Below are 11,394 nucleotides of genomic sequence, written 5' to 3' on the forward strand. Positions count from 1 at the left end.
TCCTTATGCCTTGTTCAAATTATCTAACTTCATCTGTAGCGCAGGGCTTGCACTCGTTCCACCGTTTTTAACGGCGGCCTGATAAGCAGCTTTAGCCTGCTCTTCATCCCCTTTACGCACCAAAAAATCACCTTTCAGCTCATCTCTCTGTGCCGTGAAGGCAGGATCAGAAACCTGGTCTAACGTCGTGATAGCCGTTGCGATTTGCCCTTGCTCCGCTTGAACGCGAGCTAAGCGCATGGTAGCAACCATGACTAAACCTTTATCGGGTGCTGAAGAGACAACACTTTTCAGTGTGGCTTCTGCTTTCTCCAAATCGCCGGCTTCAACGGCCGCTTTAGCAACGATAAGCTCGAGCAGAGACTGATAACCTTTCTGGCTGTGATCTTTGGCAAACGTTTCTGCCGCGGCTAACATACTGGTATCAGAAATATTGCCGGCGCTCACGGCCTGAAAAGCTTCAGATGCCAACTCAGCTTGTGCAATTTTGTGTTCGGAATAATAGTTCCAGCCAAATAAACCACCCAGACCAACCACGGCACCTACAACGATAGAGGTGCCATAATCTTTCCAGAACTGTTTGATAGCATCTACTTGTTGTTCTTCTGTGCTATAAATTTCCACGTAATCTTCCTCTTTAAATCAGTTCTGCGATATAAGCTGCCAATCCGTCACGGGCAACTAATGCTTGTTCTTTCTTCTCTCGCAGGTATTTAACCGCGACTTGGTTACTGGCCAATTCATCTTCACCGATAACTAAGGCGATGAGTGCACCACTCTTATCTGCGCGTTTCATCTGTTTCTTAAAGTTTCCGCCGCCACAATGGCTCATCACTTTCAAGCCAGGTAAGTCGCTGCGAAGTGCCTGAGCAATTTTAATCGCTTCGACTTTACTCGCATCGCCCATGGCGGTGACATACACATCGACAGTAGCCGGAATATCATCAGTCAACTCAAGCGTCTCTAGCATCAAGACGATACGCTCCAGCCCCATAGCAAAACCGACAGCTGGCGTGTTCTTACCACCTAACTGTTCGACCAGTCCATCATAACGACCGCCTGCAAGGACGGTGCCCTGAGAGCCCAAACTTGTGGTAACCCACTCAAAAACAGTGCGATTATAATAATCTAAACCACGAACCAGACGTGGATTAATGACGTATTTGATGCCAACTGCGTCTAAGAGTTCACATAAATGTGAAAAATGTGTACGAGTTTCCTCACCAAGGTAATCCATCAACTCAGGTGCATCGACCAGAAGTGCCTGTACATCAGGGTTCTTAGTGTCCAACACACGCAGAGGATTGGTATACATACGGCGCTGACTTTCTTCATCCAGCTGCTCTTTAAACTGCTCAAGATAAGCAATAAGCGCTTCACGGTAGGCGGCGCGCTCGGCAGGGTCGCCTAAAGTATTAAGCTCCAGGGTCACATGGTCTGTGATACCCAGCTTTTCCCACAGACGGGCAGAAAGCATCAGGACTTCGGCATCTACATCCGCAGACCCCATGCCATAAACCTCAACACCAAACTGATTAAATTGACGGTAACGCCCTTTCTGTGGTCGCTCATGTCTAAACATAGGACCCATATACCAGAGGCGTTGCTCTTGGTTATAAAGTAAACCGTGTTCATTACCCGCACGAACAGTAGATGCTGTACCTTCTGGGCGTAAGGTCAAGCTATCACCGTTTCTGTCATCGAAGGTATACATCTCTTTTTCGACAATATCGGTGACTTCACCAATCGAACGTTTAAAAAGGTCAGTACTCTCTACAATTGGAGTACGGATCTCACTATAACCATAGGCACTCACGGTTTCACGAAGTACGGCTTCTAGTTTTTGCCATAGAGGGCTTTGGGTAGGCAGAATGTCATTCATTCCACGAATCGCTTGGATCTGTTTTGCCACGATATAGACTCGTCCGATTTAGCTAAAAAATTAAAACGCCCCGCAGTATATCCTGCAGGGCAGTATTATCAAACTCAAAACTGTTAATTTGCAAACTGTTCGAAACAAAAGGACAGACTCAAGAATAAACCGTGCTGAATCTGCCTAATGGGAGAACTTATTTGCTGAGGTCTTTGGCTGGAATTCTCTCGTTGATCATAGCGGCTTTGGCTCTAATCTTAGCTTCCAGTGAGTCGACTATGTTGTCATTATCGAAACGCTCTTTCTGTCTGACACCATCATCGAAATAACCACTCTTGCGATTGCCGCCTGTCAGGCCTATGTCTGATACCAGAGCTTCACCGGGACCGTTTACCACACAACCTATGATAGAGACATCCATAGGAGTGACAATATCTTCTAAACGCCGCTCAAGCTCATTGACTGTCGAGATAACATCGAACTCTTGACGAGAGCATGATGGACACGCGATGAAGTTGATACCGCGGGAACGAATTCGCAAAGATTTTAAGATATCGAAACCGACCTTGATCTCTTCGATAGGATCGGCGGCCAATGAGATACGTAAGGTATCACCTATACCTTCGGCTAACAGCATGCCCAAACCGACGGCAGACTTGACAGAACCCGCTCTGGCGCCACCGGCTTCGGTGATCCCCAGGTGCAATGGTTGTACTATTTGTTTTGCGAGTAAGCGATAGGCTTCGACGGCTAAGAATACATCGGAAGCTTTTACACTGACTTTAAACTGATCGAAATTGAGTCTATCTAAAATGTCCACATGACGCATGGCGGATTCGAGCAAGGCTGCCGGCGTCGGCTCCTTGTACTTATCCATCAAGTCTTTTTCTAACGAGCCGCCATTGATACCTATGCGGATAGGAATATTCTTATCCCGTGCACATTCGACAACGCTGCGAATTCGCTCTTCGTTACCGATATTACCTGGATTAATACGCAGACAATCGACACCATATTCGGCGACCTGAAGCGCAATACGGTAATCGAAATGAATATCGGCAATCAAAGGAATATTGGTCTGCTGTTTAATCAACTTAAACGCTTCGGCGGCATCCATGGTAGGAACAGAAACACGCACAATATCGGCACCGACTTTTTCAAGCGCATTGATCTGGGCCACAGTAGCTGCCACGTCGGTCGTACGGGTATTTGTCATCGATTGAACGGCAATAGGCGCACCATCACCAATGGGCACATTTCCAACATATATACGGGTAGAGGCACGTCTTTTGATCGGGTTTTCGTTGTACATCTTATTTACTCTATATCCTGTTTGCCCCATGCAAGGGCAAGTTTAACTCTACTCATCAGAGCGAGATTCATCAGACTAAATTAATGAATCTCAAATCATTATGTCTAGGAGCGAATACTGCTCAACCAGCTGAAGGAACGGTTAATCGTGCCACTCGCCCACTGGGATAGTCGACAAGGCTTACCGCTTCACCGTTAAGTTCAATGCTTACAGCCTGTGGCGCGCCTAAGGTTAATTTAAACGGCGCTTCACCAGACACATTAAGCTGACTGCCCGCTTTTTTAAGATCGTTAATCAGTACTTTACCTGCCGCATCGGTGACATTGATCCAGCAATCGGCAGACAAGCTCAAGGCGAGTGCAGATTGTCCTATTGACTGACTTACTGGCTGAATGGTTAGCTTAGCGAGTGCCTGAGTGTTAATTTTAGTTTCGGTCTCGTTCATTGAGGAGCCCAATTCATCATTCGGTCCGGAAGCTGGTACAGAAATGCGTTCACTGCTTTCTAAACCCGATACATTTAGTGGAGCCGCGTCATCACTTAAATTTTCGATGCCAGTATTAGCGTTACTGTTGCCCGAATCATCACCATTGGAAATGCCACCGGGCTCGTTCTGTGAGGCGGCAATCTCTTCTGCGGTAGGTTGAGAAAAGTCGATGGATGAGAGCGTATCCGATTTCTGCACCCACCAAAGCACTAACAGAGCCAATAGAATGAAGGCAATCAAGTAAGTGACAAACGTCAACCTGCCATCACGTGCTTGGCGCGTCGTCTTACGGGAAAAGCTTTGCATCTGGGGCTCAGGGTCTTGAGGGACTTGGTTGGCTAAGCAGCGCTGAATAGCCTTTTTATCGGCTTGGACTATGCGAGCGAAATTCTTTACATAACCTTTCACATAGGTGGGAGAGGCAATTTCGTCAAAATTATCTGCTTCAATATCCTCAACGATACAGGGCCTCAAATGCAGTTGCTCGGCTATATCGGCAACACTGGCTCCCATCTTTTCACGGGATTGTCTTAACAGTGACCCAATCGTTTCGCTATCAGGTTTGTCTTGGTGAGTATCTGCTTCATCCTTTAGCATATCGATTTTTTTATTTGTCATTATTACATACTGGCCCGATACTGTTTGGCTTCGACCGACGCTGGAAATTTGGCAAGAAGTAGAATACCAAACTTCCTTACTGCATCAGGATCATCTAGGCCTCGCTCAATGGTTATTCCCAACGTCAAACTCTCGGCTGATTCTGCAACGACTCTGTGGTAACGAACGAGTTGAGCACGTGCTTTAAGATAATCGCCGATATCGACGTCGATCTCGGTTAATTCAATTAGAGACACTTGTCTTCTGGGGTCATACTTTAGCGCCATAGCGAAATATGTTTGTGCTTTCTCTAGGTTTCCCGCCTTACGGCTACAGATGCCTAAATTTTCATAGCTAGACGCGGCGCGAGTATACTGAGGTAGCTTGATCGCTTTAAGAAACACCTTCTCTGATTCCACATACTTTTTCTGCTGACAGAGAAACACCCCGAAATTGTTCATGCCATCGCCAGTCGCATCAATACTATTGATGGACTTGCGATAATAAGTTTCAGCAATATCCAACTCACCAACTGACTGATAGTAATACGCCATAGAGACATTGACGGCTTCTATGTTAGGCGCAAATTCAATCGCTTTATTCAAGTTAAACTTAGCTTGGGCGCTATTGCCTCTCTCTAGATACGAGAGGCCAAGTTGTGCCCGCTGTTTGGCGGCCGAAACATTATCAAAGGTTTTCTCGGCAACAGGAATGTCAGTACCAGTATACACTCGCTCAGACACACACCCGGTCAACAAGCTTGAAGACAAGATGAGTAATGGGGTAAGTCTTAGCAATCCTTGTATCATTAGCAATGATATCTACCTAAATATTCAGAGAGTTAGTTTATTGTGACTGATATTTGATTCTCTTGCATGCGTTTTTTCGCTAAACGCTTGGTTCTGTCTCTAATATCCCCCGCCAACTGGCCACAGGCTGCATCGATATCGTCTCCACGGGTCTTTCTCACTATGACTGTGAGGCCATATTCCATCAAGACTTTAGAGAAGCGATCGATACGTGAATTAGAAGAGCGACCGTAAGGAGAGCCCGGATAAGGGTTAAAAGGAATTAAATTAATCTTACACGGGGTGTCTTTCATCAGTTTAGCCAACTCATGAGCCTGATCTGTGCTGTCATTAATGTGATCTAACATCACATACTCAACAGTAACACGACCTCGGTTAGCATTAGACTTGGCAATATAGCGACGAATACCGGCTAAGAACTCCTCCAGAGGATACTTCTTGTTCACCGGGACTAAGACATCACGTAATTCATCATTGGCCGCATGAATACTCACTGCTAAGGCCACATCAATGGCATCACCGAGCTTATCCAGGGCCGGAACAACACCCGAAGTCGACAGGGTCACGCGCCGCTTAGACAAGCTAAAACCGAAATCATCTAACATGATATCCATAGCCGGGATCACGTTTTTAAGATTCAATAGAGGCTCACCCATGCCCATCATGACAACGTTAGTGATCGGGCGCTCGCCGGTTTCTTTGACGAAACCGATAAAATCGGCGACACGCCACACTTGACCTATGATTTCAGAGACAGTCAAATTACGGTTGAAGCCTTGTTGGGCCGTCGAGCAGAAAGTGCACTCCAGCGCACAACCTACCTGGGAAGACACACACAGTGTGGCTCTATCGCCTTCGGGGATATACACGGTCTCAACTTCCTGACCATCACCCACATTAATGGCAAATTTAATCGTGCCATCTTCTGACTTCTGATAACTGGATATTACAGGCGCCTTAATTTCACAACGCGCGGCGAGTTTAGCCCGCAATACCTTATTAATATTCGTCATAACTTCGAAGTCACTGACGCCAAAATGATAAATCCACTTCATCAACTGATCCGCACGGAACGGCTTCTCACCCATATCGGTGAATAACGCTCTCAATCCTTTACGATCCAGATCCAATAAATTGATCTTCTTTTCACTCATTTTGACTAACCTCAACACTTAACTGTTCTAATACCTGCCACAGGGCGGCGAATTATACAGATTTGTGCGTATATTAGCTAGTAATCTACTCTTCTTTCACTTCAGGCTCACGGCACCATGACTCTAGTTATCGACTCTCCCGACCTCACTTTAGTTAGCAATGGGTAAGCGCTGGCAAGATCATTGCTAAATTTTAACTCCTATAGGGCATTTGTTAACCTTGATGTGGTTGGGAGTTATGATAGAATTCACTTGGGCTAATATCGGTCCGTCAATGTAAATCCCTAAATGATCACCCTCATTACTATTGTAGCTGTCGCTATCGGAGTCTCCTTCCTTTGTAGTGTCTTCGAAGCCGTTCTGCTTTCAGTAACGCCTAGCTATGTTGCAAATTTATCTCAGTCCAATCCTGAAGCCGCCAAACGACTCGGACGTCAGAAAAAAAATGTAGAGTCACCACTGGTTTCAATCCTGACCCTCAACACCATAGCACATACGGTTGGTGCCGCAGTCGCTGGGGCCCAGGCGGCTAAAGTGTTCGGTGATGATATGCTCGGTGTATTTTCTGCTGTGCTGACTTTCTTAATCCTATTTTTATCTGAGATCATACCTAAGACTCTAGGCGCAAATCATTGGCGTAAGCTGGCACCAAGTGTTTCGGTCGCCCTGTTGTGGATGGAGCGTTTCACTAAGCCTCTTATTTGGATGTCCAGCCAGGTCACCCACTTTCTGGGTAAAGGCGATGACGGTCAATATATCCGTCAAGAGATGAGTGCCATGGCTAAGATAGGTCATGAATCAGGTGAACTTGACGAACAAGAATCTAAGATTTTGACTCAGATGCTATCGGTGAAAGAGATGCCAGTGACCGCGATTATGACCCCGAGAACCGTTATGTTTAGCTTGCCGGCCTCGCTGTCAAAAGAGGAGTTCGCATTACGTCACAAGAGCACGCCATTTAGCCGAATTCCTATCTATGATAAAGATCCCGATGATGTCATAGGTTTTATCAATCGAAACGATATCTTGCTAGCAGAGCGTAACTCTCCTCAAGCGCCTATCGGTAATTTGAAGCGAAATTTGGTGATCGTGCCTGAAACAGCTAAGATTTTACCCCTATTTCAACTCTTGATTAAGCGCAATACCAAGATAGCTATGGTCGTCAACGAATACGGCACAGGTGAAGGTATTGTGACTCTGGAAGATATTATTGAATCTCTGTTGGGACTTGAGATCGTTGACAGTAATGACCCAGTCACAGACATGCAGCAACTCGCACGTAAACAGTGGGAGAAACGAATGACGGATAAAGGCATACGTCTCTCCGATGACGGTGAATTCGAGTCTTATCTGCAAACCCCAAAGAGTGACTCGGCAAAGCATTAATCTGCTAAAAATCAAACCGAGTGCTTAACGCTTAGTTACAAAAGCAGAAAGGGAAACGCAAGTTTCCCTTTTTTGTGTCACGCGTTCGGTGATACTATCGTCCCCCGAATAGACACTAAACAGACGCTATGCCCCACAAATACACGCTTAAACTTGCCCACATCAATGACACTCACTCTCACTTCGATGCCAGCCGCATAAAATTCTCCTTAACTCATGCCGGTAAGCAGTTCGATGTATACAGTCACACTGGTGGTTATGCGCGTATTCAACATCAAATAAATCACGCAAGGGATCAGGCGAAACAACAGAAGCAAGAGTTTCTCTTCCTCCATGGCGGTGACAGTTTTCAGGGCACCCTATATTTTCGTCAGTTCAAGGGCGTAGCCAATGCCCATCTGTTAAATCAACTCAAGCCCGATGCCATGGTGCTTGGCAATCATGAAATAGATGCGGGTAACGCCCCGGTATTAGCCTTTCTCAATAATATCCAATTCCCACTGCTAGCTGGTAATATGGACTTGAGCCGAGAGGATGCGAGTAAAGAGAGTCCCATGAGCGGCCATCCCCGCTTGCTCGACTATGATAGCCAGACAGGCAGGGCTAAAGTATTAATAAAACAGATCCAAGATAAACCTTTGGCTATTGTCGGTATCACGTTAGATCAGATGGCGCAGATTGCACGCCCGGATCCTGATACCTATTTTATCAATGCCATCGAGACTACAAGAAAAACCATTGAGCACCTTAAGTCCCAAGGCGTTGACCATATCATAGTGTTGAGTCATCTTGGACTCGATCAAGATAGGCTACTTGCCGACACTGTGGATGGAATCAGCCTTATAGTGGGCGGTCATAGCCATACCCTGCAGGGTGATTTCAGGCCTCTTGGCCTGAGTGCAACGACTTACGGTGAACGAGTCAACAGCACGCCTATACTGCATGCGGGTAAGCATGCAGAGACCTTAGGCTTGGCCGACATAGAGTTCGATGCTAATGGCCGAGTCACTCGCCTCGAAGGCCACAACTATTTCATGCTGGATCAGCAATTTATTCTCGAGTCGGCTGAAGGAGTAGCGCCTGAAGATTATACTGCTATCCGTGATCAGCTTGAGCAACATCCGGGGATTCTCTGGCAACAGGAAGATCCACACATCATCCGAATAATTACCTCTGAATATCGCCCGGCTATCGCCGCGATGGACAAACAGGTATTAGGTTTTCTACCCAGAGATCTCATTCACACCCGTTTACCCAGTAAATCCCTACCCCACGGCAGTGAAATAGCCCCTTGGGTCTGTAAAAGCATCTACCATGAGGCCAAACGCATACACCCAAGTGTCGATTTTGCCCTGCATAATGCCGGTGGTGTGCGCCAATCCTTGAGCAAGGGTAAATTAACCTTAGCCGATGTTGTCGGTCGCTTGCTGCCCTTCGATCTCCCCTTAGTAAAATATCAAATCTTAGGCCTATACCTGTTCGATGCCCTGGAGTCGGCGATCAACTCAGCGACTAATAACAGCGTGACCGGCACAGGTGCTGGCAGTTTTCCTTATACCTATGGACTCAAGTATTGCTACGACGGCAGAAAGCCACAAGGCGAACGCATCCTAACACTGGAGATACTGTGCCCGAACAGCACACTGGAAAAGTGGATAGCGGTAAATAAAGCGCAACATTATGTTGGAGTTTCTTCGGCCTATACGGCCTCGGGAAAAGAGGGATATCATCCACTGCTCAAGGCCCAGTGGCAACGCCCTCTCGAAGAGCTAACCCTTCCCAACGCCTTTATTCGCTTCATGAAACGTGAGCAAACTCTGGAGCAGGAATTACCGCCTCAGGTGAGTTATACCAGCCACAGAGAAGCAGCCAACTAAATAGATGTACTCACAGTGAGATGTATTAATTAGTACTCTAATAAACCCCAATCAGCACGGCTAAGTTTATCGGCTTAATATTTTATTTAGCATAGCGACTTGCTCATCAAATATCCCATGATCACCTGGCCTAACTTTTCCTGATAGCTTCTATGGTTAACGTTAAATCCATAGGAAAGAAACAGAGGCTTTGACAGACGGGATGCATCGACACTGAGCTCTTTATATCCTTGCTCCCGTGACCAAAGCTCCAGCGCTTGATATAAAATCTTCGCTACACCTTTGCCTTGATATTCGGGGTGAACGTATAAGCTATCTATATAGCCGCGGCTATGAAATCCCATTTCTATATTGATAAAGCCACAGCAAATTGGAAGACCATAGTGCATAGAGCCAGTATCGATCACTAACCAGGCTTTCGTGCGAGTCAGACGCTTATGCCAATGGTAGGCTGATCTTGGTTTAGCCGACCAGGCAGATTTATCAGCCATAGAATACTGCGCCTCATCTATAGCATGAATGGCATCATGGAAAAGCTGACTGACACTTTGAGCATAGGCCGCTCGGTAAGGGATCACGGAGTACATAAATGAAGCACTAAAAAGAAAGGATAGGCTATTTTGCATGAGAAATGCCATGAGATAAACACAAAAATGGTGGCAATCGCCTAAGCAATCAAACCACCATTTATCACGTTAAATGACACTCAACTAATATTGAGCGAACATTACTTTTTATCGATACGTCCTACGAAAAGCAGTTCTTCGAAGGTGCGATCCAGTGACTTACTGGTAAAATCATTCATCCACATCTGCTCTTGAACAACAACAGTGTCGCCCTTGTTAACTTCAACTTGAGGACCCGCAGCCCAAAAAGTCTTATCAGACTCTTTAATTTGCACATAAGTGTAGCCACCACCATTCATGGTATCTAATACTGTGCCTTCATGAACTACCCCTGCCGCCCATGCGCTGGACATGCCTAATGCGAGAGTGGCTACTGCTGCCAACTTTATTAATTTAGCTATCATTGCTGGTTCCTTATTTTCAACGTTATGGCGTCATTAGAACATGGAGCAAATAATAAATCTCTAATGCAAATCACGAAATGCACGACCAAAGTTCGAGTTTTAGAGCAAGATCTCACAATAGAAAAATCTCACGAATTTTACGGAACTTAAATCACCGTCGTGATTTATCTAATAAAGGTTGTAACATGCCTTCTAAGCCGTTGAGTTTAATTTCATACATTAGGGCTAGCTGCTCACCTAACTTTCCTTCAGGAAAACCTTTGGAATGAAACCACACCAGATAGGGCTCTGGCAGCTCAAGCAGCTTCCTCCCGGCATACTTACCGAAGGGCATTTTCTGATTAATTGCATCGAGTAGCACCTGTTCATTCATTTTTTTAAGCCCGACTCATCTTAGAAAATAGCTCTGCAGGATAACGAACAGGTTATAAATCACAAGGAAATATCACACCTTTGTCATTAAAGTGCCAGTCAAAGATACTCATGCCCAAATTATCCCCCCCTAGAAGTACTAATTAACCATAACAAATTCGAATAACAAAAGTACTCTCAGTTTATTATAGGAATATAAAACCTCACCAATACCTGCATAAATATGCAGAAATTAATAATTATTACAGTTCAAAGAGCACTAAAACCCAACTTAGAAATGTAACCCACTGATAACATAGTGCTATATTCACGCATGGTGAATCACTAAATTCCACGTCAAAATTCAGTCGAACTCACTGTTCTGTCAAATAGATGTCGCGACATCCTTTTCTGAAAAATACCATAAAATGTCAAAAAATCAGGATGTTGACGACGTTTTAATAAGTCACTAAATTAACATTAACGCTAGCAGTACCCAGTGAGCTGAAGCGCTATCT

General features: G+C 45.5%; 11 protein-coding genes. 2 read left to right on the forward strand and 9 right to left on the reverse strand.

The annotated features are described in order from the left end of the window. Positions 1–3: 3 nt before the first annotated feature. The 6 genes from FS373_RS21035 to FS373_RS21060 all read right to left on the reverse strand — a co-directional run bounded on the left by FS373_RS21035 (position 4) and on the right by FS373_RS21060 (position 6,232). On the reverse strand, positions 4–624 hold the full coding sequence (locus tag FS373_RS21035) for a tetratricopeptide repeat protein (protein WP_144045772.1): 621 nt from the start codon (positions 622–624) through the stop codon (positions 4–6). Positions 625–637: 13 nt separating this feature from the next. Beyond that, the gene (gene hisS / locus FS373_RS21040) at positions 638–1,912 is read right to left on the reverse strand and encodes a histidine--tRNA ligase (RefSeq protein ID WP_144045771.1); all 1,275 of its coding nucleotides are present in this window, start codon (positions 1,910–1,912) and stop codon (positions 638–640) included. A 157-nt stretch (positions 1,913–2,069) separates the two neighbouring features. Beyond that, positions 2,070–3,185 carry a flavodoxin-dependent (E)-4-hydroxy-3-methylbut-2-enyl-diphosphate synthase gene (ispG, locus tag FS373_RS21045; RefSeq protein WP_144045770.1) on the reverse strand — a complete coding sequence of 372 codons (1,116 nt, stop codon included), beginning with the start codon at positions 3,183–3,185 and terminating at the stop codon, positions 2,070–2,072. 121 nt (positions 3,186–3,306) lie between these two features. Further along, positions 3,307–4,290, reverse strand: coding sequence for a RodZ domain-containing protein (locus FS373_RS21050; protein ID WP_152830520.1), 984 nt, complete (start codon positions 4,288–4,290; stop codon positions 3,307–3,309). Between the two features lie 2 nt (positions 4,291–4,292). Beyond that, on the reverse strand, positions 4,293–5,078 hold the full coding sequence (pilW, locus tag FS373_RS21055) for a type IV pilus biogenesis/stability protein PilW (RefSeq protein WP_144048906.1): 786 nt from the start codon (positions 5,076–5,078) through the stop codon (positions 4,293–4,295). 32 nt (positions 5,079–5,110) lie between these two features. Beyond that, a complete protein-coding gene (locus tag FS373_RS21060) occupies positions 5,111–6,232 on the reverse strand; it encodes a bifunctional tRNA (adenosine(37)-C2)-methyltransferase TrmG/ribosomal RNA large subunit methyltransferase RlmN (protein ID WP_144045768.1) in 1,122 nt (373 codons plus the stop codon). A gap of 288 nt (positions 6,233–6,520) precedes the next feature. Between FS373_RS21060 and FS373_RS21065 the strand changes: the two genes are divergently transcribed. Next, a complete protein-coding gene (locus tag FS373_RS21065; protein ID WP_144045767.1) occupies positions 6,521–7,618 on the forward strand; it encodes a CNNM domain-containing protein in 1,098 nt (365 codons plus the stop codon). 128 nt (positions 7,619–7,746) lie between these two features. Next, positions 7,747–9,495 (forward strand): bifunctional metallophosphatase/5'-nucleotidase, encoded by a 1,749-nt coding sequence (locus FS373_RS21070; protein WP_152830521.1) that lies wholly within the window; start codon positions 7,747–7,749, stop codon positions 9,493–9,495. 86 nt (positions 9,496–9,581) lie between these two features. Here FS373_RS21070 and FS373_RS21075 read toward each other — a convergent pair whose 3' ends face one another. From FS373_RS21075 to FS373_RS21085, 3 genes are all read right to left on the reverse strand, one after another. Then, the gene (locus FS373_RS21075) at positions 9,582–10,082 is read right to left on the reverse strand and encodes a GNAT family N-acetyltransferase (RefSeq protein ID WP_144048905.1); all 501 of its coding nucleotides are present in this window, start codon (positions 10,080–10,082) and stop codon (positions 9,582–9,584) included. 140 nt (positions 10,083–10,222) lie between these two features. Next, positions 10,223–10,525 carry an NrfJ gene (locus FS373_RS21080; protein ID WP_144045765.1) on the reverse strand — a complete coding sequence of 101 codons (303 nt, stop codon included), beginning with the start codon at positions 10,523–10,525 and terminating at the stop codon, positions 10,223–10,225. A gap of 151 nt (positions 10,526–10,676) precedes the next feature. After that, positions 10,677–10,898 carry a DUF3820 family protein gene (locus tag FS373_RS21085; RefSeq protein ID WP_144045764.1) on the reverse strand — a complete coding sequence of 74 codons (222 nt, stop codon included), beginning with the start codon at positions 10,896–10,898 and terminating at the stop codon, positions 10,677–10,679. Between the last annotated feature and the right edge of the window lie 496 nt (positions 10,899–11,394).

This window comes from Shewanella sp. YLB-07 (genome assembly GCF_009377275.1).